At 73.2% G+C, this 23,832-nt stretch carries 17 protein-coding genes; 6 read left to right on the forward strand and 11 right to left on the reverse strand.

Annotated elements, in window-relative coordinates:
• Nucleotides 1–6 precede the first annotated feature (6 nt).
• Complete coding sequence (locus tag ACLJQZ_RS42110) at nt 7–3,396, reverse strand: TM0106 family RecB-like putative nuclease (RefSeq protein WP_410626669.1); 3,390 nt, start codon at nt 3,394–3,396, stop codon at nt 7–9.
• 169 nt (nt 3,397–3,565) lie between these two features.
• On the opposite strand from ACLJQZ_RS42110, the gene ACLJQZ_RS42115 reads away from it, so the two are divergent.
• Complete coding sequence (locus ACLJQZ_RS42115; protein WP_410626613.1) at nt 3,566–4,216, forward strand: GOLPH3/VPS74 family protein; 651 nt, start codon at nt 3,566–3,568, stop codon at nt 4,214–4,216.
• A 220-nt stretch (nt 4,217–4,436) separates the two neighbouring features.
• Here ACLJQZ_RS42115 and ACLJQZ_RS42120 read toward each other — a convergent pair whose 3' ends face one another.
• Complete coding sequence (locus tag ACLJQZ_RS42120) at nt 4,437–4,859, reverse strand: MarR family winged helix-turn-helix transcriptional regulator (RefSeq protein WP_410626614.1); 423 nt, start codon at nt 4,857–4,859, stop codon at nt 4,437–4,439.
• Between the two features lie 95 nt (nt 4,860–4,954).
• Between ACLJQZ_RS42120 and ACLJQZ_RS42125 the strand changes: the two genes are divergently transcribed.
• From ACLJQZ_RS42125 to ACLJQZ_RS42140, 4 genes are all read left to right on the forward strand, one after another.
• A complete protein-coding gene (locus ACLJQZ_RS42125; RefSeq protein ID WP_410626615.1) occupies nt 4,955–5,740 on the forward strand; it encodes an alpha/beta fold hydrolase in 786 nt (261 codons plus the stop codon).
• 17 nt (nt 5,741–5,757) lie between these two features.
• Nucleotides 5,758–6,513, forward strand: coding sequence for an MBL fold metallo-hydrolase (locus ACLJQZ_RS42130; protein ID WP_410626616.1), 756 nt, complete (start codon nt 5,758–5,760; stop codon nt 6,511–6,513).
• Nucleotides 6,510–6,866 (forward strand): putative quinol monooxygenase, encoded by a 357-nt coding sequence (locus ACLJQZ_RS42135; protein WP_410626618.1) that lies wholly within the window; start codon nt 6,510–6,512, stop codon nt 6,864–6,866. The genes ACLJQZ_RS42130 and ACLJQZ_RS42135 overlap by 4 nt, the downstream gene beginning before the upstream one ends.
• Nucleotides 6,867–6,939: 73 nt before the next feature.
• Nucleotides 6,940–8,082: a serine hydrolase domain-containing protein gene (locus ACLJQZ_RS42140; protein WP_410626620.1), complete on the forward strand. Its 1,143-nt coding sequence runs from the start codon at nt 6,940–6,942 to the stop codon at nt 8,080–8,082.
• Here ACLJQZ_RS42140 and ACLJQZ_RS42145 read toward each other — a convergent pair whose 3' ends face one another.
• Nucleotides 8,083–8,700 carry a YdcF family protein gene (locus ACLJQZ_RS42145; protein ID WP_410626622.1) on the reverse strand — a complete coding sequence of 206 codons (618 nt, stop codon included), beginning with the start codon at nt 8,698–8,700 and terminating at the stop codon, nt 8,083–8,085.
• A gap of 9 nt (nt 8,701–8,709) precedes the next feature.
• Nucleotides 8,710–9,180: a YdeI/OmpD-associated family protein gene (locus ACLJQZ_RS42150; RefSeq protein ID WP_410626624.1), complete on the reverse strand. Its 471-nt coding sequence runs from the start codon at nt 9,178–9,180 to the stop codon at nt 8,710–8,712.
• A 145-nt stretch (nt 9,181–9,325) separates the two neighbouring features.
• Here ACLJQZ_RS42150 and ACLJQZ_RS42155 point away from each other — a divergent pair, with 145 nt between their 5' ends.
• Complete coding sequence (locus ACLJQZ_RS42155) at nt 9,326–10,576, forward strand: helix-turn-helix domain-containing protein (protein ID WP_410626626.1); 1,251 nt, start codon at nt 9,326–9,328, stop codon at nt 10,574–10,576.
• A 54-nt stretch (nt 10,577–10,630) separates the two neighbouring features.
• On the opposite strand, the gene ACLJQZ_RS42160 is transcribed toward ACLJQZ_RS42155, so the two are convergent.
• The 7 genes from ACLJQZ_RS42160 to ACLJQZ_RS42190 form a co-directional block, all read right to left on the reverse strand.
• Nucleotides 10,631–11,257 carry a cyclase gene (locus ACLJQZ_RS42160; protein ID WP_410626628.1) on the reverse strand — a complete coding sequence of 209 codons (627 nt, stop codon included), beginning with the start codon at nt 11,255–11,257 and terminating at the stop codon, nt 10,631–10,633.
• 168 nt (nt 11,258–11,425) lie between these two features.
• The gene (locus ACLJQZ_RS42165) at nt 11,426–11,791 is read right to left on the reverse strand and encodes a helix-turn-helix domain-containing protein (RefSeq protein WP_410626629.1); all 366 of its coding nucleotides are present in this window, start codon (nt 11,789–11,791) and stop codon (nt 11,426–11,428) included.
• 12 nt (nt 11,792–11,803) lie between these two features.
• On the reverse strand, nt 11,804–13,036 hold the full coding sequence (locus tag ACLJQZ_RS42170) for a lipase family protein (RefSeq protein WP_410626631.1): 1,233 nt from the start codon (nt 13,034–13,036) through the stop codon (nt 11,804–11,806).
• A 14-nt stretch (nt 13,037–13,050) separates the two neighbouring features.
• Nucleotides 13,051–14,055, reverse strand: a complete 1,005-nt coding sequence (locus ACLJQZ_RS42175) for an alpha/beta hydrolase (RefSeq protein ID WP_410626632.1) — start codon at nt 14,053–14,055, stop codon at nt 13,051–13,053.
• A 13-nt stretch (nt 14,056–14,068) separates the two neighbouring features.
• On the reverse strand, nt 14,069–15,664 hold the full coding sequence (locus ACLJQZ_RS42180; protein WP_410626634.1) for an acyl-CoA carboxylase subunit beta: 1,596 nt from the start codon (nt 15,662–15,664) through the stop codon (nt 14,069–14,071).
• Nucleotides 15,661–22,080 carry a beta-ketoacyl synthase N-terminal-like domain-containing protein gene (locus tag ACLJQZ_RS42185; RefSeq protein WP_410626636.1) on the reverse strand — a complete coding sequence of 2,140 codons (6,420 nt, stop codon included), beginning with the start codon at nt 22,078–22,080 and terminating at the stop codon, nt 15,661–15,663. Before ACLJQZ_RS42185 ends, ACLJQZ_RS42180 begins: the two co-directional genes overlap by 4 nt.
• The gene (locus ACLJQZ_RS42190) at nt 22,077–23,771 is read right to left on the reverse strand and encodes a fatty acyl-AMP ligase (RefSeq protein WP_410626637.1); all 1,695 of its coding nucleotides are present in this window, start codon (nt 23,769–23,771) and stop codon (nt 22,077–22,079) included. Before ACLJQZ_RS42190 ends, ACLJQZ_RS42185 begins: the two co-directional genes overlap by 4 nt.
• Nucleotides 23,772–23,832 lie beyond the last annotated feature (61 nt).

The following is a 23,832-nucleotide window of genomic DNA, read 5'->3' on the forward strand; positions in this document are numbered from 1 at the left end:
TCCAGATCAGTCCGAAGTCGCGCATGCTGCCGGCGTGACCGGCCAATGGCCCGCGCCGGCCATCAGGCCGATCATGCCCGCGACCAGCCGCATCTGGTCCACCGTCCGGATGTCGGCCTCGACGAGCCGCGGCGAGCACACCAGGATCGCCAGCGCCTGGGCCCGCGACAGGGCGACGTTGAGGCGGTTGCGCGACAGCAGGAAGTCCAGCCCGCGGGGCAGGTCGACCGCCGACGACGACGTCATCGTGGTGATCACGACCGGCGCTTCCTGGCCCTGGAACCGGTCGACCGTGCCGACCCGGACGCCGGGGAACCCGGCTTCCTCCAACGCCCGCGTCACCGTGCGTGCCTGCAGGTTGTACGGCGCGACGACGACGATGTCGGCGTCGCCGAGCGGCCGGGGCGTCCCGTGGTCCGTCCACATGCGACCGTGGAGGCCGGCGACGATCGCCGTGACGGCCGCGGCTTCCTCCACCGAGCGGGTCGTGTTGCCGTGGTGGTCGACTTCGGCCAGGTACAGGCCCGCGTCGACGCCCTCGATGGCGCGCTCGGCGGCCGAGGGGTGGGCGTGGAGGCGCCCCGCGTAGGACAGGTTCGACACCGGCTCGCACACGGCCGGGTGCATCCGCCGGGTCTCGTCGAGGAAGTAGCCCAGCGACGGCGGCATGATGTCGGCCTCGCCGATCAGGTGCCCCAGCGCCGACGCCTCCGCGCCCGCCGGGTGCGTGCCCTGCACGACCTGCGGCAGCTGCTGCGGATCGCCCAGCAGCAGGACGTTCCTGGCGCACATCGACACGGCGAGCGCGTCGGCGAGGGCGAACTGGCCGGCCTCGTCGATGATCAGCAGGTCGAAGGGCTCCTCGCGGATCGCGGCGTTGGCGAACGTCCACGCCGTCCCGCCGACCAGGTGCCCGTTGTCGTGCTCCAGGCGCCAGTTCACCAGCGCCGGGTTGCTCTTCGGCTGGTCCCACGGCGCGGCCGGGTCCGGCGCCCGCTTCGCCCGCTTGGCGCACGGCAGCTCGGGCGCGCTCTTCTTCGCCGCGCTCAGCACGTTTTCGACGGCCTTGTGGCTGTTCGAGGTCACCGCGACGGTCCGTCCGGCGCGCACGAGGTGGGCGATCAGCCGCCCGGCGAGGTACGTCTTGCCCGCGCCCGGCGGCCCCTGCACGGCGAGCGCCGAGCCGTCCAGCTCATCGACGGCTTCGATCACCGTGCGGACCAGGTCGTCGCCCGGCTCCGGCAGTGCGGCGCCGCCGAGCAGCCGCGGCGGTGTCCGGCGGAGCAGGTCGACGCCGGGATGGCGTGGCAGCTCGGGAAGCGCGTCGACGACGAGGCGGGCGAGATCGGCGACGGCCTCGTCCTTCGGCGACGGCCGCACCGGGCTGCCGGGCAGCACGGCGGTCGGCCGGTCGCCGGTGGTGGCGTTCGGCGGGCAGCTCTCTTCGAGGGTCAGCTCCACGGCCGTCGCGGCGACGACCTTGGCGTCGCGGGCGGTGGCGCCGTAGCGCAGCCGGACGTCGTCGCCCGGCGCGAACGGGTGCGGCCGGTCCGGGTCGCACGTCAGCAGCAGCGTCCGTTTCGCGTTGCGGACGCGCCCGGCCGGCGGGACCCACTCCCCCGCGTCCAGCGCCACCGGCACCGTGCAGGCGGTGTCGACCTCGAGGTCGCCGAGCGGCGCGGCCAGCTGCCGGAAGTACTCCCACCACGCCGGGTTGGTCTCGCGGCGGTGGTAGCCGACCGACGCCGCCAGCAGCGCGCGGGCGCGGTCGTCGGGGGTGAAGGCGCCCGGGTCGTCGGGCAGGCCGTCGAGCAGCGGGTCGACCAGCGCGGCCAGCTGCGCGGCCCGTTCGGCGCGCCGCTCGGCGGCGACGTCCTCTTCGGTCTGCCGGATCAGCGCGTCCTCGGCGGACTCCTCGACCGGCTCCGGCAGGTCGATCCCGGCGTCGGCGCGGATCTGGTGGAGGAACTCGAACAACCGCAGCGTCGAGACGCAGTCGTACTCGGTGGTGTCGGCGATGCCGCGCAGGATCTCCCCGGCGCGTTCCGGTTCCCCGGACAGCGCCAGGTACTCCTCGTACGCCTCGACGTCCGACACGGCGGTCTTCCCGCTGCCCTCGCGCGCGCCGGGCATGTAGAGCGCTTCGAGGTAGCGGATCGAGTAGGACCGCTGGGACACGCGCAAAGCCTTGCGCACCACCGCGTGCAGGTCCACGACCGCGCCGCCGCGCAGCAGCTGGTCGACGGCTTCCTCGCGGGTGCCGTGCACCGCCGCGAGCCGCTTGATCGCGGTGACCTCGTAGGGCGCGTAGTGGTAGACGTGCGAGCCGGGGTGCTCGGCGACGCGCGCCTCGGCGAAGTCGACGAACTCCTCGAACGCCCGCTTCTCCTGGACGCGGCTGTGCGCCCAGAACGGCGTGAACGCCTGGCCGTCTTCCGTGGTGACCGCGCCGAAGAGGTACTCCAGGCCCTCGCCCGACAGCGCGTGCGGATCGCCCGCGAGGTCGAGGAAGACGTCGCCCGGCGCGGGGGCCGGCAGCTCGGCCAGCACCCCGGGCTCGACGATCTCGTAGGAGACGTCGCCGGTCTTGTCCTGCCGGACCTGCAGCGCGGCCTGGGCGCGCAGGGCCGCGAACGCCGTGACGGACAGGTCCCGCGGCCGGTCGGCCGGGCCGGCCGCGGCCAGCGCGTCGATCGAGCCGAGCCCGGCGGCGACGAGCTTGCGGCGCTGGTCGCCGCGCATCCCGGCGACGAGCGCGAGATCGCGGTCGGCCTCCCGGGCCGACGTGCAGTGCTGAGCGAACCCGCAGCTCGCGCAGGCCGGGCGGTCGTCGGCCCAGAGCTGCGCGGGCAGGCTCGGCGCCCGGCCGCGCAGCCGGGTCCGCAGGCGGTCGACCAGGGGCCGGAAGTCGTCGACGCGCAGGGTGCGGGTGCCACCGTCGGCCTGGCGCAGGTGCAGGTGGGGCCCGGCCGGCCAACCGGCCCGGTCCAGCGCGTCGGCGAACGCCGTCAGCTGCACCACCGCGGCGGGCTTCGCCTGGCGGGCCGGCTTCGCGTCGTAGACCTCATAACGGCCTTCGCCGTCCTGGACCAGGAAGTCCGCGCGGCCCGAGAACTCACCGTCGTGCAGGACGGCCCGGTGGATCACCGGGGCGCCGTCCCGCAACGCCGCTTCGGTCGCCTTCGCGGCGACGGCCAGGTCGCGGACGTCGATCTCGGCCACCGCGCGGCCTTCGGCGCGGAACCCGGCCAGCATGGTCTCCGCCGCGCTGCGGCCCTGTTCGTCCGGCGTGGGACCGGGCCGTGGCGCGCCCGGCAGGCCCGCGGCCAGCGCCTGGTTCAGGACGCTGCGGTGTTCGCATTCGAGCAGGTCGGCGAGATCGGCTGGGGTGTACATCGCCGCGAAGTCTGACACGGCGATACACCCGGTCGGACCACACCGGCCCCGACACGCCGACCCCGGGGCCGCGCATTCCGGTGACGAATGGCCTCGACGCGGTCGGAACCGTGGCCGCCGGGGTATTCCTGTTCGGCCGAGGTGTCCGCGCCGACCCGCGAGGAGCGTCATGAAACAGCCCCTGCCCCAGCGGATGTACCTGTTGTGCTGGGACGGAGACAAGAACCGGCTCGACCCGGCCAGCGTGCTGGCCCGCGGGCCGCTGCTGCGGGCGGCCGCGGTGGCCGAACTGACCCTCGGCGGGCTCCTCCAGGACCTCGACGGCAAGGCCGGCCGCACGCCGCAGGCCGCGCGCACCCCGGACGACCCGTTTCTCGCCCAGGTCCTCGACGGCGTCCCGCAGGACCGGCCGCGGCGCTGGGCGAGCGTCCTGGATCGCGACTGGCACCAGGCCGAAGCCGCCGTCCGCGACCAGCTCGAAGCGGCCGGCGCCCTCACGGTCGAGCGCCGCCGGGCGCTGGGCCTGTTCCCGGTTCGCCGCGTCACGGTGACCGATCCCGACCGGGCCCGGACGCTGCGCGAGCGCGTGCGGAACGCGGTGCTGGGCGGGCACGACCCGGCCGGTGTCGCCATCGAGGACACGAGCCTGGCGTTGTTCGCCGCCAACGGCGACGTCCACACCGTCTTCACGCCCAAGGAGCGGCGCGCGCACCGGAAGGCGTTCCGGGCGATCGCCGACCACGTCGACACGGTGCTGCCGGGGCTGCGGAAGGGCTTGATCTGGTCGGTGGCGGCCCGCCGCTCGGCGGCGGCCGCCTGAGAGCGTCACCAGAGGAGGTCGGGATCCTCCGCGACCGAGCGCAGCGCGGTGACCGTCGCGTGGCCCTCGGCCAGTAGCGCGGCATCGCTGCCCGGCGGTGGATCGCCCTCGACCAGTTCGGCCGGCAGCGCGCGAGCCGGTCGAACAACCCGGCGGCGACCGCGACCGCCGTGTCCCAGTGCAGGACCGCGCGGCCGGTGTTCGCGCCGCGGATGCCCGCCTAAGCGGTCGGGTCGGGGCCGAGGGCGCGGTCCAGGAGCCCGCCCAGCTGGTCGAGCTGGGCGGCCGACAGGTCCGCGAAGGACGACTCCACGACGCCGTCCACGCGGTCCTGGCCTTCGGCGCGCAGCCTCGCGCCCTCTTCGGTGAGCCGGTGCCGCACGGCCCGGCCGGGTCCGGGGACGCGCTCGATCAGCCCGCGGTCCGCCATCCGCGCGGCCAGGGAGCCGAAGGACTGGTCGGTCTGGAAGGTCAGCACGGCGAGGTCGTGCAGCGACGCCTCCGGCTCGCGGTGCAGGTGGCGCAAGGTGTCCCACTGCACGAGCGAAAGACCCAGCGGCGCCAGCACCCGGCTCAGCGCGCGGTGGTGGCGGTACTGCAGGCGCTTCACGGCCAGTGCGACCTCTGCCGGGCGATACGTCATGCGCTCACCCTAACTCATCGAGGACAGCTTGCTTATCTAAGGAAGCTGATCTAAGGTTCCTTAGGTAAGGCCTCGCCGACACCGAAGAAGGCACCATGACCACGCTCTCCCCGGCCGGTTCGCTCCGGCCCGTCCGCACCGAGACCCACACGTTCGGTACCGCCGAGGTGACGCTCCAGGACCGCGACCGCACCCGGCCCTTCCTGCTGCTGCACGGCGGTGGCGGCGTCGCGACGATGGCCGGCTTCGCCGACCTGCTCGCCGAGCGCACCCACTCCCGGGTGCTGCTGCCCACCCACCCCGGCTTCGGCGGCACCCCGAAGGCCGACGGCCTGACGACCGTCGCCGAGCTGGCCAAGCTCTACGTCACGATGCTCGAGGAGCTCGACCTCACCGACGTCACCGTGCTCGGCAACTCCTTCGGCGGCTGGCTGGCCGCCGAGATCGCCCTGCTCGAGAGCCCGCGCGTCAGCGGCGCGGTGATCGTCGACGGCGTCGGTGTCGAGGTCGACGGCCACCCGGTGACCGACGTCCGGGGCCTGACCGCCGACGAACTGCGGGCGCTCTCCTGGCACGACCCGAGCCGGGCGCCGGTGCCGCCGGCCGGGGGCACCGGCCCGAGCCCCGACGTCGTCGCCCTGCTCGGCTACACCGGCGCGGCCATGGCCGACCCGACGCTGGCCAAGCGGCTCGGCGGCCTCGACATCCCGGTCCACGTCATCTGGGGCGAGAGCGACGGCATCGTCACCCCGGACTACGGCCGCGCCTTCGCCGCCGCGATCCCGATGGCGAAGTTCACCCTGCTCCCCCGCAGCGGCCACCTCCCCCAGTTCGAGACGCCCGAAGAACTGCTCGGCGCGCTGCTCGACCTCGGCAACTGACCACAAGGAGAAGTCGCATGAGCACCTCGCTGAGCGTGACCCGGATCGGGCACGCCTGCCAGCTGATCGACATCGGCGGGCTCCGCGTTCTCACGGACCCGTGGTTCACCCAGACCGCCACCTACTACCAGGGCGAACCGGTCGTCTCGAGCGTCGAAGACCTCGTCCGGCTCGACGCGGTCGTCGTCACCCACGAGCACTACGACCACTGCGACCTCGACGCGCTCGTCGCCGGCGGCTTCGACCTCGACACCCCGCTGATCGGGCCGGGCACCGTCGCGACCATCGCGCGGGACAAGGGATTCCGCGACGTCCGCGTCGTCGAGGCGTGGGAAGCCACCACGGTCGGCGAGCTGACCGTGACCGCGACGCCGGGCAAGCACGGCGTCCACGAGGTCACCTTCGTGATCCAGGCGGGCGGCCGCACGGTGTTCTTCGGCGGTGACTCGCTGCGCGTCCCCGAGCTCGACACCATCCCGGAGCGGTTCGGGCACGTCGACCTGGCCATCCTGCCGACCAACGGCCTGTGCATCCGGCCGCTGAACCTCCAGCAGGTCGTGATGGACGCCGAGGAAGCCGCCGGGCTGACGGCCGCGCTGAAGCCGACGCTGGCCGTGCCGCACCACTACGCGTTCCACAGTGGACGGCTGGGCGACCGGATGATCACCAAGGGCGATCAGGATCCGCGCCACTACGCCGACGCGGTCGCGCGGCTCGCGCCGGAGATCGAGGTCCGGCTGGTCCTGCCCGGAACCCCGGTGCTGGTCCCGTGAGGGAGTTCATGCCCGAGGTCGGCACGGACCTCCCGCCCGGCGAGCGGCCGATGGTCGCCGTCGTCCGGGCGGTCCCCGGCCACGAAGAGCAGCTCGCCGCCGCCATCGCGACGCTCACCACCGCGGTGCGGGGCGAGCCGGGCTGCCGCGAGTTCCGGCCGTTCCGGGACGTCGCGAACCCCGGCGTCTTCTACCTCTACGAGATCTACGACGACACCGAAGCGTTCCGCGTGCACCTGGCCACCGGGCACGTCGCGCACTTCTTCACCGAACTGGCCCAGCACAGCACTTCCGACGCCGGGGCGCTCGTGCAGCTCGTCGAGGTAGCGCCTGCACTACCCGGCGTCCGGTAGGCAGCGCTACTGATCTTCGTGCCGGATCCGACCAGCATTGGGCCATCGAATCCGGTTCGGCGAAGGAGAGCTGATGCAGACGACGGTGCGCAAGGGCGTAGTGGTGCTGACCGTGGCGGGGGCACTCGGGGCCGCCCTGACGACGGCGGCCGCGGCGGGCCCGCCATCGAGGTCGGCGGTCCAGCAGAGCCTGGACTCGCTGGTGAGCCAGGAGAAGTTCCCGGCCGCGCTCGCCTCCGTGACCAAGGACGGCCGGACGACGTCGCTGGTCTCCGGGTCCGCCCGGCTCGGCGGCCAGGTCCCGGTGCCGCGGGACGGCGAGGTCCGGGCGGGCAGCAACACGAAGACGTTCACCGCGACCGTGGTCCTGCAGCTCGTGGCCGAGGGCCAGGTCGAGCTGGACGCGCCCATCGAGAAGTACCTGCCCGGCGTGGTGCGCGGCGAAGGCATCGACGACACGAAGATCACCGTCCGGCAGCTGCTGCAGCACACCAGCGGGCTGCCGAACTACACCGAGTACATCGGACTGGAGGACTTCGGGAAGATCCAGCACAAGTTCTTCCAGCCCCACGACCTGCTCGCCGCGGCCCTCGCCCACCCGGCGAAGTTCGCGCCCGGCACGCAGTGGGAGTACAGCAACACCAACTACCTCCTGGCGGGCATGCTCATCGAGCGCGTGACCGAACGCCCGGTGCAGGAGCAGATCACCGAACGCGTCATCAAGAAGGCGGGACTGCGCCACACCTACTGGCCGCAGCCCGGGGACCAGACCATCCACGGACCCCACCCGCAGGGTTACGCGACCCGCACCTTCACCGATCCCACGATCCTCGACGCCACCGAGATGGACCCGTCCTGGGGCGGCGCGGCCGGCCAGCTGATCTCGACGCCGAGCGACCTCGCGCAGGTCTCGCGCGCGCTGCTCGACGGCCGGCTGCTCCCGCCCGCGCAGCTGGCCGAGATGCGCAAGACGGTCGACGCGCCGCTGCTGCCCGGGTGGCGCTACGGCCTCGGCCTGTTCCGCGTCCCGCTCAGCTGCGGCGGCGCGTACTGGGGCCACGGCGGCGACATCGACGGGTACGAAACCCGGGGCGGCACCACGGACGACGGCCGCTCGGTCGGGCTCGCGGTGACGGCGTTGCCGGGCACCTTCGGCGACGCCGACCAGGCGGCGAAGGCCGTCGTGGCCACTGTGGACACCGCGTTCTGCCGGTGATCACCCAGCGGGCCCGGGCCGGATTTCCGGCCCGGGCGCGACCTTCCGTTCGTCGGCCGTGAGCCTGCGGAGCGTCCACAGCCCGTACAGCGCCAGCAGGGGTTTGCCGAGCAGCCACTCGCCGAGGCGGTAGTCGTCCGCCCGCACGAGCCGCTCGGCGAGATCAGGGCGCTGCCGCCGCAGGTACGCCCGGCCCTTGAGCGCGTGAGCCGGCTGGGAGACGATCTTGATGCGGTCGACGTCCTCGATGAGCGGGATCACGTTCGTGATGTTCTCCCAGGTCGTCGCGCTCCGGTCTTCGAGAAGCACGGTGCCGTCGAACTCGAGCACCGCCTTCGCGTAGCCGGCCATCAACCGGGCCTCCGCCGCTCCGCTGCCAGTGGGACCACCGCTGAAGATCACGCGGGTGTCAGCGGCCGCGGACCGGAGTCCCGCGCGCACCCGCCAGCGGTTGACGACGTTCGCCGTCGGCCGCGGGTTCCGGTAGCCCAGCACGACCACGGCTTCGGACGCGCCCGCACCGCTTCCGACGAGCGCGCGAGACCAGCGCCAGTTCAGCCACTCGCCCCAGGCCAGCACCGCGGCTGCGGCCATCGCCAGTCCGGTCCTTCGTCGCATGCGGCGACTCTACGGCCGCGGGCGTTCCTTGACGCCGTCGGCGAGCAGGCCGACCACCTCGGCGATCCGGGTCGCGCGGACGTCCGGCTTGCCCTTGGTCCCGTCGATCCAGCGCAGGTACGCCTTGCGGTAGAACTGTGCCAGCGTGTCGAAGAACGCGGCCGCCGCCGGGTCGGCCGCCAGCGCCGCGGCGAGGTCTTCGGCGAGGTCACCGCGTTGCGGCCCCTCCGGCGCGAGTTCGACGGTCACCTCGTCGCCGATCGCGACGGCGGTGTCGCGCAGCCACAACGGCGTCACGGTCAGTGCCCACCCGGTGTCGCCGGGAGCCAGCCTCCCGCGGACGCGGCGGTCGCCGATCGTGCCACCGACCGGGTGGTCGGCCTTCGCGCCCCACGTCTCGTCCGGGTCGAACGGCACCTCGATGACGCCGGCACCCCGGCTGCCCGCGGTGATGACGGCGCGGAACCGCTGAGCACCCATGCCCCGATCGTCGCGTCTTTAGCAGCCGCGCACAACCGCGTCCCCCGGATTCATCACCCCGGCTCAGCCGGTCCGGGCCGTTTTGCGTCCTCGTCCGGCGCGTGAGTGCATGGCAAACGGGGCAGTGGAGCGAAGGAGCTTCGACATGAACGAGCCGGCGGAGCGCGGACGCCCGGCGCCGGAGACGGGCAGCCAGGCCCGGACGCTGTGGGTGTCCCTGCCCGGCGAGGTCGCGCGGCGGTTCCGGCCGCACGCGGACAACCTGGGCAAGAAGATCCTCGAAGCGATCCAGCGCGAGGTGCCCGAGTACGCCAAGCCCCTGGAAGGCGGCTTCGGCTCGGTCATCATCAAGGCCATCGAGGAAGCCGTCATCGGCTCGATCGACAGCATCGGCGGCCGGCCGTCCACTCAGGACAAGTGGGGGGCGATGTTCCGCGAGGTGGGCCGCGGCGTCCACAAGGGCGGCGGCAGCCTGGACTCGCTGCAGGCCTCCTACCGCGTCGGCGGCCAGGCCGCGTGGCGCTACATCGCGGCGTGGGGCCAGCGCACCGGCATGCCCACGCCGATGCTGTGCGTCTGCGCCGAAGCGATCTTCGCCGTGATCGAGGAGATCTCGTCGTACTCGGTCGAGGGGTACACGGTGGCCCAGACGAAGGCCGCGGGCACGCTCGAGCGGCGCCGGCGGCGGCTGCTGGAACTGATCCTGGCCACGCCGCCGTCGTCCCCGCAGAACATCGCCGCCACGGCGAAGGCGGCCGAGTGGAAGCTCCCGGAGCACGTCAACGCCGTGGCGCTGGAATCCCCCGACGACCAGCACGGTGACCTGCAGGGCCTGCCGCTGCACGCGGACGTCCTGGTCGACCTGGAGAGCACCCAGCCGTGCCTGGTGTCGGCCAACCTGGAGCGCGACCTGCGGCTGCTCCAGCCCGCGTTGAAGGGCTGGCTCCTGGCGGTCGGGCCGCGCGTCCCGCTGGCCGACGCGGCGACGTCGTTGAGCTGGGCGTGCCGGACGCTCCAGCTGATGCGGCAACGGGTGATCGAGCCGAACCCGGTCGTGCACAGCACGGACCACTTGAGCACGGTCTGGCTGATGCACGACGACTTTCTGCTCACGGAGCTGAGCCGCAAGGTCCTCGGCCCGCTGGTCGGCCTGACCGCGAAGCAGCAGGAGCGCCTCGGCGAGACGCTGATGGCGTGGCTGGAGTCGCGGGGCAGCACACCGGAGATCGCGGAGGTGCTGAAGATCCACCCGCAGACGGTGCGGTACCGGCTGAACCAGCTGACGGAACTGTTCGGCGACCGCCTGAACGACCCGGCGCAGCGGCTGGACATGCAGCTCGCCCTGCACGCCCACCGCCTGCGCGGCACCCGGCCCGTCGACGTCGCCCAGGGGTGAACGGGCCGTGGCGGCCGGGGTTTGGCACCCGGCCGCCACGGCCCCGTACCTGGGTCAGGCGATCGTCGTCGTGGTGAAGATGGGGCTCGGGTTGGGGAAGCAGGCCGTCGGGGCGGAGATGTCGAAGATCTGGTTGACCACCGACGTGAACGTGAGGCCCGGGTTGCTGTAGCTCGTGCCGGCCAGCTGGGTCTTGATCGTGCCCGAGGCGCCGGCCTTCAGGTGGAACGTGATGGTCGGCAGCTCGAACGCCGCGCCGCCGGCGATCGGGCCGGCGAAGCTCAGCGTCGCCACGCCGCCGGAGACCGCGATCGTCGGGGCGCTCGAGCCCAGGCCGGAGCCGCCCGAGAGGGCCGAGCTCACGTACGTCGAGTTCGCCGGGACCGGCAGCTTCAGCGCGAAGTTCTTGACCTGCTTGAGCTTGAAGCCCGCGACCGTGGCCGGCACGGTGTTCGGCGCCGGGTCGACGACGATGTCGAACGCCGCGCCCGGCGCGACCGTGGCCGGGGCCGTGACGTCGGTACCCTGGACCAGGTTCGCCTGCTGCGGGCCGACGATCGGCGCGTTGGCCTGGCAGTCCAGGTTGACCGGGACGACCGCCGCGGACGCCGGGGCCGCGAGGGCCACCGCGGCCGCGCCGGCCACCGCCAGCACGCCGAGGGGACGGATGCCGTGGGACATGGGAACCACTCCTTTGTGGACAATTGCGGATGGACAAACTGCGGTGGGCAGGTGGCGATGCGCCCCAATGTGGCGTTCGGTGCGTCCAACGCACCCAATGTGGCGTTCGGTGCGTCCAGCGCACCCAACGCCACATTGGGGCGCTCGGGGCCCCACCCGGGCTGGGCGTCAGCGGCCGGTGAAGGGGGTGCCGGCCGGAGCACGCCGGGCCGTACGCGCGATTTCGAGCAGTTCGGCGTACTCGACGAGCCGGGTGCGGTCGGCCGCGGCGAGGCACTGGTAGAGCCGCAGCAGCCGCGCCGGCTCGGACGGGTGGCCGGCCGCCTCTTCCAGGAAGAAGCCGACCGGCCGCTGGTAGAGCCCGGCGAGGGCCTTGAGCTCCAGGCTGTCGACCTTGCGCGTGCCCGCTTCGATCCCGGACACCGCCGACCGCGGCACGCCGAGCCGGTCGGCGACCGCGCGCTGGGTCAGCCCGAGGCGTTCCCGGCACGCGCGCAGCCGCGCGGCCAGGCACTCCTGCTCCTCATCGTTCACGCGCCTCGCCGATCAGCAGTTGGACGGCGCCTGGTCACCGGCGAACCGCTTGACGATCCACTGGTGCGCGTCCCCGTTGCCGGCGAAGATGCCGGACAGGTGGTCGGAGACGTAGGTGTTCCACTGCTCACGAACCCCGGCGGCGCAGTAGGTCTTGTGCAGCGCGTCGGCCTGCGGCGTGTTCACGATCTCGTCGGTGCTCGCGTGGTACTGGAACACCGGCACGCGCGGCGGGTTCGCGCCGAGCTTGTTCTGCGCGAGCCGCGCCTTCCACTGCGGGGTGTCCAGCGGGTTGGACGTCGTGTAGTCGCTGATCTTCTTGAACGGGTAGTTCGTCAGCAGCTCGACCACGCAGGCGTTCTGCTTGGCGTCGTCGAGCTGCTGGCGGCCGGTGGCGTTGAGGTAGGAGTCCAGCTTCAGGTCCGGGTACGCGGCGTCGAGCCCGACCGCGGCGAAGGCGAGGAAGCCGAAGCCGATGTAGCCGTCGAGGCCCTTGGCGACCGCGGTCAGGTCCGCCGGGACCCCGCCCGCCGCGACGCCGACCAGGTTCAGCTCCGGTGCGTAGGTGGGCTGCTTCTCCCCCGCCCACATGGCTCCGCCGCCGCCTTGGGAGTAGCCCTGGAAGATCACCTTGGCGGTCTTCGAGAGCTTGGCCGGGGAGAACCGCTGCGCCGCGCGGACCGAGTCGATCACGGCCGGGCCCATCGACTGGCCGGTGATGTAGGTCGGCACGGTCGTCGGCGAATAGCCCTCGTAGTCGGTGACGGCGACGGCGTACCCGCTGGAGAGCGAGTCGTTGATGGCCGGCTGGTCGTAGAGCGTGCCGCGCTCGATCGCCTTGGACGGCGTGCACTTGAACGCCGGGCCCTGCGTGCCGACGCCGTAGCCGATGATCGGCGCCTTCGCCGGGTCGACGCCCTTCGGGACGAGGATCGTGCCGGTCACCGCGTCCGGCTTGCCCAGCCCGTTGGTCGAGAGGTACATGACCTCCCAGGCGTCGGCGTTGGCGGCGTTCATCAGCGGCACCGACGGGCGCCAGCGCAGGACGTCACCGGGCTGCCCGGCCGGCAGCGGGGCCGGGGCCTTGTAGAAGGAGTCGTCGAACGGGCCGGGCAGGCCCACGGCCGCCGTGGCCGCGGGTACGGGCGCGGCGGCCGCCGGAGAGCCGACGACGGCCACTCCCGCCGCCAGCGTCGACAAGCTCAGCAGCGCGAGCAGTACTTTGCGTTTCACCGGAACCTCCATCGGGGAAAGGACTTTCACACGGGCAGGCCGAGCGCGTTCGCGAGGATCGGCCAGGAGTTGTGCAGGGCGCGCTGCCAGTACGGCCAGCTGTGGGTGCCGGGGCCGTAGTAGTCGACCGTCGCCGGGATCCCCTGCGACTTCAGCTTGTCCGTGAAACTCTGGGACGTCAGCAAGGCCGACGGTTCCAGCGGATCGGACTGCCCCGGCGGGTCGAGCGGGCCGGTCTGGCCGTTGCCGCAGGAGAGGTAGAGCGCGGTGCCGCGCAGGGCGTCGGTGTGGTCGTAGGGGTTGTGCGCCGACCAGATCGGCCAGGTCGCCACCTCGTCGCCCCAGAGGTCGAAGAAGTTGTAGAACCCCGCGCGCGCCAGGATGCCCTTGATGACGCCTGCGGTGCCCGGGAAGAGCGTGTTGGGCACCCCGCTGTAGGAGGCGGCCGCGCCGAACATCCCCTTGTGCTGGAAGGCGTACGCGAGCGCGCCGTACCCGCCGATCGACACGCCGGCGACCGCGCGGCGCGTGCCGCCGTGGTAGCCGCGCTCGACGATCTGGCGGACCTCGGCGGTGTGGAAGGTGTCCCAGTCGGGGGTGTTCTTCAGCCCGAAGTTCCACCACTTGCTGTACATCCCGGCCGCGCCGTCGGTCGGCATGACCAGGATGGCGTCCTTGGTCGCGGTGAACGCCTTGACGTCGGTGAACTGGTCCCAGGACTTGTAGTCCACCGGCTCGCAGCAGCCGTGCAGCAGGTACAGCGTCGGCCAGGTCCGCGTCGGCTGCGCCTGCCAGCCGGCCGGCACGATCAGCCGGACCATCCCGGTGGTGCCGAGGGCGGGCGAGCTGATCTTGAGGTCGACGGTGCGCGCGTCCAGCCACGTCTCCTGCGTCACCTTCGCGCCGTCGTCGGCGGTCACCGGGGTCACCGCCGCCACGGGACTGGTTCCCGTGCCGAGGAGCACCGCCGCGAAGAGCACTGCCAGTCCGGCCCGGCGACGACGTCGGCGCCCGGCCCGCTCGAGCTTCATCTGTTCTCCGTTCTCACAGCGGGATGTTCCCGTGCTTCTTGGCCGGCAGGGTCTGCCGCTTGGTCCGCAGGGTGCGCAGCGCGCGGGCCACCTGGAGGCGGGTCTGCGACGGGGCGACCACCTGGTCGACGTAGCCGCGCTCGGCGGCCAGGTACGGGCTCGCGTGGCGCTCGCGGTACTCCTCGGTGAGGCGGCGCCGGGTGACGGCGACCTCGTCCGGGGACAGCCCGGCGAGCTCACGCCGGTGCAGCACCTGCACCGCGCCCTCGGCGCCCATCACCGCGATCTCCGCGGTCGGCCAGGCCAGGTTGACGTCGGCGCCGAGGTGCTTGGAGCCCATCACGGCGTACCCGCCGCCGTAGGCCTTGCGCGTCACCACGGTCACCTTCGGCACGGTCGCCTCGGCGTAGGCGTAGATCAGCTTGGCGCCGCGGCGGATGATGCCGCCGCGTTCCTGGTCCACACCGGGCAGGTAGCCGGGGACGTCGGCGAGGGTGAGCAGCGGGATGCCGAACGCGTCGCAGAACCGGACGAAGCGCGCGGCCTTCTCGGACGCGTCGATGTCGATCACGCCGGCCTGGTGCCGCGGCTGGTTGGCCACGACGCCGACCGAGCGGCCCTCGATCCGGGCGAACGCGCAGATCATGTTGGGTGCGAAGGCGCTGTGGATCTCGGTGAACTCGCCGTCGTCGACGAGCCGCGCGAGCACCTCGGTCATGTCGTAGGCCTGGTTGAGCGAATCCGGCACCAGCCGGTCGAGCTCCAGGTCCGCCGCCGTCAGCTCGGGGGCGGTGTCGTCGGCGTACTCCGGGGCGAGGTCGAGGTTGTTCGAGGGCAGGTAACCGAGCAGGGTCTGCACCCACTCGATCGCGTCTTCCTCGTCGAGCGCCCGGTGGTGGGCGTTGCCGGCGACCTCGCTGTTGGTGGCGGCGCCGCCGAGCTGCTGCGCGGTCACCCGCTCGCCGGTCACGGCGTGCACGACGTCCGGGCCGGTGACGAACATGTGCGACGTCTCGTCGACCATCACGGTGAAGTCGGTGATCGCGGGCGAGTAGACCGCGCCGCCGGCGCACGGGCCCATGATCATCGAGATCTGCGGGATCACGCCGGACGCGTGGGCGTTGCGGCGCCCCAGTTCCGCGTAGTAGGCCAGTGAGACGACGCCTTCCTGGATCCGGGCGCCGCCGGAGTCGTTGATGCCGACGACCGGGCAGCCGAGCGTCATGGCCAGGTCCATCACCTTGAGGACCTTCTCGCCGAAGACCTCGCCCATGCTGCCGCCGAAGACGCTGAAGTCCTGGGAGAACAGGCAGATCTGCCGACCGTCCACTGTGGCGTGGCCGGTCACGACGCCGTCGCCGTAGGGGCGGTTGGCGTCCATCCCGAACTCGGTGCAGCGGTGCCGGGCGAACTGGTCGAGCTCGACGAACGAGCCCGGGTCGACCAGCAGGTCGATCCGCTCGCGGGCGGTGAGCTTGCCTTTGGCGTGCTGCCGGTCGATCGCGCGCTTCTCGGCGATCCGGACCACCTCGTCCTGGCGGGCGGCCAGGTCGGCGATCCGGAACGACGTCGTCGGCGTGAAGGAGAGGTCTTCGAGTGTCATCGTCATCCCTTTCCTGCGTGCTGACCGGCGAGGCGGGCGGACAGGGCGGCCGCGATCACCGCCACGTGCGGCGGGTCGATCATCGAGAGGTGGTCACCGGGCACCCGGACGATCTCCAGGTCGGCGCAGTGCGCGTCCCAGCCGAGGGGGTCGTCGGTGCGCAGGTACCGCGGGTCGAGCGTGGTCGTGAGCGGGTGCGGGTCCTGGGCCCGCAGCAGCAGCACCTTCCCGGTGTACGGCTCGGGGACGTACCGCTCGGCGACCCGGGCGTCCAGGTAGGACGTGTACTGGTGGTGCAGGACGCCCTGGCCCATCCCGGGAACCTGCGCGGCCAGCCGGCTCATCACGAGCCGGATCTGGTCGTGCTCGCCGAGCTGCGCGAGTTCGGCCCGCGGGATCTCCAGGGGTACGCCGTAGGTCAGTTCGATGTGCTCGGCGAACCGGTCGAAGCGTGCGAGGAGCAGATCCTGCACGGGGGTGTCCGGCGCGGGCAGCGGCAGGATCGTGTCGATCATGAAGACGACGCCGACGCTCTCCCCCGCGTCGGTCAGGCGCTTGGCCGTCTCGTAGGCGAGGCAGCCGCCGAACGACCAGCCACCCAGCCGGTAGGGCCCGTGCGGCTGGATCTCGCGGATCAGCTCGACGTAACACGCCGCCTTGCCCTCGACGGTGTCCTCTTCGTCGATCCGCTCCAGCCCGTAGGCCGGTTGTCCTTCGGGCAGCAGGCGGACGAGCTCCTGGTAGACGCTCGTCGGGCCGCCGGCCGGGTGGAACAGGAAGACGGGGTCGGCCGCGACGCCGTCGCGCAGCAGCCGCACCGGGCCGCCGCCGAAGCCTTCGACCTCGGCGCGCAGCAGGTCGGCCAGCGCGGCGATGGTGGGCGTGGCGAACAGCAGGTCCGCTTCGGGCACCTCGTCGAGGTCTTCGGCGAACGCGGCCCACAGCCGGTCCGCGGCGTCCTGGTCGCCGCCGACGGCGAAGAAGTCGTCGTAGACGCCCGGTTCCGGCCCGCCGAGGACGGCCTGCCAGTGCCGGGCGACCCAGCGTTCGGCGGGGTCGCGTGGCCCGAGCACGGCGTAGCTCGGCTCGTCCGGCGCGCCCGCGCCGAACCCGGCCTGTTCGGCGAGGTGCCCGGCGATCTCGGCGAGGCTCGCGCCGCGCAGCAGCAGGGGCACCGGCAGCGGCAGGCCGAAGTCGCGTTCCACGGCGCCGCGGGCCCGCATCGCCATCAGCGAGTCCAGCCCGAGGCTCGTCAGCGGCGCGTTCCGGTCGACGTCGCCGGCGGTGAAGCCCATCAGCCCGGCGACGAGGGCCGCGAGGTGGTCGGCCATCGCTTTCCGTGCCCGTGCCGGTTCGTCCGCTCGCAGCGCGGCCATCCCGTCCCATGTGGACGGTCCGGCGGTGCCGGGTGCTTCGGCCGGGACGAACAGTGCGAAGAACGGCCGTTCGGCCAGCCGTGGGAAGAGCGCCAGCACGGTCTCGGTGTCGACGCGGGCGACGCCGGTCGCTTCGCGATCGCGTTCGAGCACGGCTTCGAGCGCGTCGAGGGCCTCCGCGGTACCGAGCGGGTCCAGCACCGGGTTCTGGCTGCCGGTGACAGCGCCGGCTTCGCCCCAGGCGCCCCAGTTGATCGTCGCGGCGGGCAGTCCACGGCCGCGCCGCCAGGCGACGAGCGCGTCGGCCCAGGCGTTCGCGGTGGCGTAGGCGGCCTGGCCCGGGGAGCCGAACAGCGCGGCGGCCGAGGAGTAGACGAGCCACCAGTCGAGGTCGTGGCCCGCGGTCGCTTCGTGGAGCCGCCAGGCGCCGAGGGCCTTGGGCCGCCAGACGGTCTCGACGGCTTCCGGGGTGAGGACGATCGCGGCACCGTCGGCGAGGGCGCCGGCGGCGTGCAGGACGCCGCGCAGGGGCAGGTCACCGGCGGCCGCGACGAGCCGCTCGGCGGTGCCGGGTTCGGCGATGTCCCCGGTGACGACCTGGACGTCGACGCCGAGGTCCCGCAGGAACGCTTCGGTCTCGGGGGTGGGGCCGCGCCGGCCGGAGAGGATCAGCCGGGTGGCGCCGCGTCCGGCCAGCCACTTCGCGGCGACGAGGCCGAGCCCGCCCAGGCCACCGGTGATGAGGTAGGCACCATCGCGAACAACAGGGACGCGGGAAGGTTCGGCGAGAGCCGGGCGCACCAGGCGGCGGGTGTGGCGGATGCCCTCTCGCCAGGCGATCTCGTCGTCCGGGCCGTCCGCGCGGATCTCGTCCTGCAGCTCGGCCACCCACAAGCGCGCGGGGTCGGGCTCGGCGTCGAAGTCCAGCTGGCTCACCCGCAGCTCCGGGTGCTCGAACGCCAGCACCCGCACCAGCCCGCGCAACGCCGCCAGTTCCGGGTGGCCGGTTTCGCCCGGCTCGACCGCCGCCGCGCCCGCGCTGACCAGCCACAACCTCGGCGGCTCCGGGACGGACGCCAGCTCGGCGACTACCCCCGACAGCGTCAGCACCAGGTCCCCGGACCGCGCCGGATCCGGGGTGCCCAGCTCGGCCGCGCAGCCGACCATCGCCAGCACGCCGGTCACCTCGCGGGAGCGCAGCACCTTCGCGAGCCCTTCGTGGTCACCCAGCGGGACCGTGCACAACGAGGCGTCGCTCTCGCGCAGCGTGGCCAGCCACGGCGCGGACTCCTGCGCCGCGTCCAGGAGCACGACCCAGCTGTGCGTGTCGTCCGCGGGCGCCGGTGGCAGCTCGGACTGCTGCCAGCCGGCCTCGAAGACCAGGCTCGACAACGGCACCGGCAACGCCGAACGCCGGAACCGCCGGCAGTAGACGTCCCGGAACTGGACCAGGACCACGTCTTCGGCGTCGACGAGCTGGACGCTGCCGAGCAGCCCGTCACCCGACTCGTCGACCGAGTCGAGGACGGCGTCGACCCGGACGCCTTGGCGCGGGTCACCGGCGAGGCTGACCTCGCCGATCGTCAGGGGCAGGTACAGCCCGGCGGTCTCGCCCAGGGCCTCGCCGGTCGCGGCGGCCAGTGCGTGCAGGCAGGCGTCGGCGAGCGCCGGGTGCAGCCGGTACGCCGGGTGGTCCCGGGCCTCCGACGGCAGCGCGATCGACGCCGACGCCCGGCCCGGTGCGGCCACGACCCGCCGCAGGCCGCGGAACGCCGGGCCGTAGTGCTGGCCCAGGTCCTCCAGCGCCCGGTAGAGGTCGACGGCGTCCCCGGTCGTGGGGCCGAACGGCGTCGGCGGCGGCGAATCCGCGAGCACTCGCGCGGTGGCGTAGCGGACCCAGTCGCCGTGCGCGGACTTGGCGTGCACGCTGATCTCCGTGCCCGCCAGGCTCGTCGTCACCTCGGTGTGCTCGGCCAGCGGCAGCACCTGGTGCAGTTCGAGATCCCCGATCCGGTCGCCCGCGCCGAGCGCGAGTTCCAGGAACCCGGTCGCCGGGAACAGCGGGACGCCCATCGCGGCGTGGTCGGCGAGCCACGGCAGCCGCGCCGTGCCGACGTCGCCGCGCCACAGGTGCAGGTCGCCGCCGGGCTGTTCGATGTGGACGCCGAGCAGCGGGTGCGCCCCGGTGTCCGGCCGGTGCGCCGGGCGCTGCGGCCAGAACCGCTCGTGCCGCCAGACCGGGCCGGGCAGCTCGACCGGCGCCGTGCGCGGGCCGTGGTCCAGGACCCCGGGCCGGCCGAGGACGTGCAGCCGGGCGAGGCTGGTCAGGAACGCGACGCGCTCGTCGCTCTTGCGGCTGCCGGTGGGCAGGCCGATCGCGGCGCCGCCGGTGGTCTGCTCGATCGCGGCGAGCGCGACCGGGTGCGGCGAGATCTCGACGAACACGCTGTGGCCGTCGGCGGTCGCGGCCGCCAAGGCCTGCGTGAACCGCACCGGCCGCCGCAGGTTCGCCGCCCAGTACTCGACGTCGAACGCCGGTGTCTCACGCGGATCGTCGAGAACGCTGCTGTAGCAGGGAATCTCGGCTTGACCGGGCTTCAGCGACGCCAGCTCGGCGCGGAAGCGGTCGAGCACGGCGTCGACGGCGGCCGAGTGCCCGGCGCCGCGGACCGGCAGCCGGCGGGCGAGCCGGCCCAGTTGCTCGACGTGGGCGACGAGCGCGTCGACCTGGTCGGCGTCGCCGCTGATCGTGCACTGGGTCGGCGACGCGTACACCGCGACGGTGACGTCGGGGAATTCGGCCAGCTCGGCCATTTCGGCCGGCGTCAGCTCGACGACGGCCATCGCGCCGGTGCCCCCGGCGTCGACCTCCGCGAGCAGCCGCGCGCGGGTCGCCATCACGCGCAGCCCGTCGGTGACGTCGAGCGCCCCCGCGACGACAGCGGCGGCGACCTCGCCCATCGAGTGCCCCAGCACGGCGGCGGGGACGACCCCGTACGCGCGCCACAGCCCGGCCAGCGCCGTCTGCATGCCGAACAACGCCAGCTGCGTCGCGCCGAGGTCGGGCAGTTCCTGTTCTCCCGCGAGGACTTCGCGCAGCGAGAACCCGGCGTCGGCGCGGAACGCCGGATCCAGGGCGTCGATCTCGGCTCGGAACGCTGGTTCGGTGCGCAGCAGCTGCCGGCCCATCTCGGGCCACTGCGAGCCGTAGCCGGAGAAGACGAACACGACGTCCGCGCGTCCCCGGGCTTCACCGGGCGTGATGTTGCGCAACGCGTCGACGAGAGCGCCGCGTTCTTCGGCGACGACGGCCGCGCGGACGGGCAGGTGCTCCCGCCTCGTCGCCAGCGTCGAGGCGACGGCGCTCAGCGGGACGGCGCGTCCGGCGGGCGAGTCCAGCCAGTCGGCCAGCTCGCTCGCGCGGGTGTGCAGGACGTCGGCCGACCGCGCCGAGAGCGCGAAGATCCGCGGGCCGTCGTCTTTGCCTGCGCGGGCCGGGAAGGACGCCGCGGGCCACTCCTCCAGCACCACGTGGGCGTTGGTCCCGCCGAAGCCGAAGGCCGAGACGCCGGCGCGGGCGGTGCCCGGGTAACGCGGCCAGTCCGTGCCGGCCGCGGCAACCCGCAGGCCGAGGCCGTCGAAGTCGATGTGCGGGTTGGGCGTGCGGTAGTGCAGGCTGGGCGGCAGCCGCCGGTGCACCAGGGCCAGGACCACCTTGATCAGCCCGGCGATGCCGGCCGCGCCTTCGAGGTGGCCGAGGTTGCTCTTGACCGAGCCGACGAGCAGCGGGCGGCCGGGTTCGCGCCCGGCGCCGAGGATCGCGCCCAGCGCGCCGGCTTCGATCGGGTCGCCGAGCAGCGTGCCGGTGCCGTGCGCCTCGACGTAGTCCACGGAGGACGGATCGACGCCGGCGACGGCGTAGGCGTCCCGCAGCAGCGCCGCCTGGGCGTCCGGGTTGGGCGCCATCATGCCGTTGGAACGGCCGTCGGAGTTGACGGCACTGCCGCGGATCACGGCCAGCACGCGGTCGCCGGCGGCGCGGGCGGCCTTCAGCGGCTTGAGCACGACGACGCCGCACCCTTCACCGCGGGCGATCCCGTCGGCCCCGGCGTCGAACGGCTTGCAGGACCCGTCGGGCGCGAGCACCCCGGCGCGGTGGAAGTTCGCCGTGATGCCCGGCGACAGCAGCAGGTTCACGCCCGCGACCAGCGCCGTGTCGCTTTCGCCGCGGCGCAGACTCTGCACCGCCTGGTGCACGGCGACCAGCGACGACGAACACGCCGTGTCGAGGGTGAGGCTCGGGCCGCGCAGGTCGAGCAGGTACGACAGCCGGTTCGCGGCGATGCTCGCCGCGGCGCCGGTGCCGGACCAGGCGTCGATGCCGGGGACGTCGGTCATCGTGAGGTAGCCGTACTCGCTGGCCGACAGCCCGACGAACACGCCGGTCCGGGTGCCGCGCAGCGAGCCGGGCGGGATGCCCGCGTGTTCCAGGGCCGCCCAGGTGACCTCCAGGAGCGTGCGCTGCTGCGGGTCCATCGCCTCGGCTTCGCGGGGCGTGATGCCGAAGAACGCGGCGTCGAACCCGGCGACGTCGCCCAGAAAGCCGCCATGACGCGGCAGCCCAGCGAGCGCGTCGGCCGGGGCGAAGGACTCCCAGCGGCCCTCGGGGACCTCGCCGATCCCGTCGGCGCCCGCGTCGAGGAACCGCCAGAACTGCGCGGGCGACTCGACCCCGCCGGGCAGGCGGCAGCCGACGCCGACGATCGCGATCGGCTCCCCCGCCGCCATCGGCACCGGCGCGGCCTGCACAACGTCTACTGTGGACAAGGCCGTGACGAGCGCGGTGATGCTGGGGTGCTGCCACACCAGCGTGGCGTCGAGGGGCCGGCCGAGGAGCCGGCCCAAGTCGCCGGTCAGGCTCATCGCGTCCCGTGAGGACAGTCCGGCTTCCTGCAGCGGGCGGTCGACGGCGACCTCGGCGGCCGGGAGCCCGGTGATCGCGGCGACCTGCTCGACGAGCCACGCCCGGATGGCGTCCGGAGTCATCGCGGCCACCGGCCGTCCAGGTAGGACGTCCGGCACAGCGCCCGGCTGATCTTGCCGCTGGAGGTGCGCGGCACCTCGCCGGGTGACAGGACGACGATGTCGTGCAGCCGCAGGCCGTGTTCGGCCGACACCGCCGCGCGCAGCTCCCCGACGGCGACCTCAGCGTCGGAGTTCTTGGCCCGTTCCAGCACGACGACGGCGACTTCGCCCTCGTCGTGCGGGATCGCGAAGGCCGCGGCGGAGTGCAGCCGGACGGCGGCGTGGGCTTCGATCGTCTGTTCGATGTCCTGGGGGTAGTGGTTGCGGCCGTCGACGATCACGAGGTCCTTCAAGCGGCCGGTCATGTACAACTCACCTTCGAACCACACACCCAGGTCGCCGGTGGCCAGCCAGCCGTCGCCGAACGTCGCCGCGGACGCGCCGGGACGCCGCCAGTAGCCCTGGCCGACGTTCGGCCCGCTCACCCGGATCTCGCCGACTTCGCCGTCCGCGACCGGTTCGCCGTTGGTGTCGGCGATCCGGATCCGCTGGTCCACCGGCCGGCCACAGGCGACGAGCGTCGTGCCGGTGGCGGCCGGCACCGCGAACCCCTCGGCCAGCCGGTCGCGGTCGAACGTGACCTGGCGCGACGGCGCGCCCGCGTCGGTCACCGAGACGAGCACCGTCGCCTCGGCCAGCCCGTAGGACGCCCGCTGGACCTCCGGCCGCAGCCCGCACTCGCCGAACGCGGCCTGGAACTTCGCGATGGTGGCGGGCAGGACGGGCTCGCTGCCGTTGATCAGCGAGACGACCCGGCTCAGCTCGAGGTAGCTCTTCTCGTCGTCGGTCACGCGGGAAGCGCTGTAGGCGTAGGCGAAGTTGGGGGCCGCGCTGATCGCGCCGGGGCTGGCCGAGAGGGCCCGCAGCCAGCGGCCGGGCCGCTCGAGGAAGGCGAGCGGGTCCATCAGCACCGCGGTCAGGCCGCCGAACATCGGCGCGCCGATGCCGAGGATCAGGCCCATGTCGTGGAAGAGCGGCAGCCAGCTGATCGTCGACGTCGTGCCGGACTCGGCGCCGTAGGCGGTGCAGCACTGCCGGGCGTTGGTGAGGACGTTGTGGTGGGTCAGCATGACCCCGGCCGGCGAGCGCGTCGACCCGGACGTGTACTGCAGGTACGCGAGTTCGTCCGGGGCCGGGCGGTGCCACTCGTGCTCGCCGGTGACCGGCGGCAGGGTGTCCACGGCCACGACGGCCGCGTCGACGTCGAGGGTCCCGAGGAAGCCGGTGACCTCGCCGGTCAGGTCGGCGGTGGTGAGCACGACCTGCGGCGCGCAGTCGGTGAGCGTCGCGGCGAGACGGCCCGCGTGGCCGGGCAGGTTCGGCGCGAACAGCGGGACGGCGACCAGCCCGGCCCGGATGGCGCCGAGGAAGGCGACGACGTAGTCGGCGGACTGCGCGGCCAGGACCGCGGCCCGCTCCCCCGGTGCGGCGAGGGTGCGCAGGTGCGCGGCGACGGCGCTGACCCGGTCGTCGAGCTCGCGCCAGGTGAGGCTCACCGCGCGGCCGTCGACGCTCGTGCGGTGGTCCAGGAAGGTCACGGCGACCTCGTCGCCCAGGACCCGGGCCCACCGGCCGAGCAGGGTGGCGAAGGAATCGCGGTCGAATGTGTCGTGGCCGGGCAGCGCGAAGGCCGGCTGAGAAATGGTTTCCATAGCCCCTCGCCAATAGCGTCGGAGTAATTAAGGGGATGCGCCGAAAAGCGCCGATCCTCAC

It is taken from the genome of Amycolatopsis sp. cmx-8-4, assembly GCF_046548675.1.
Lineage (GTDB): Bacteria > Actinomycetota > Actinomycetes > Mycobacteriales > Pseudonocardiaceae > Amycolatopsis.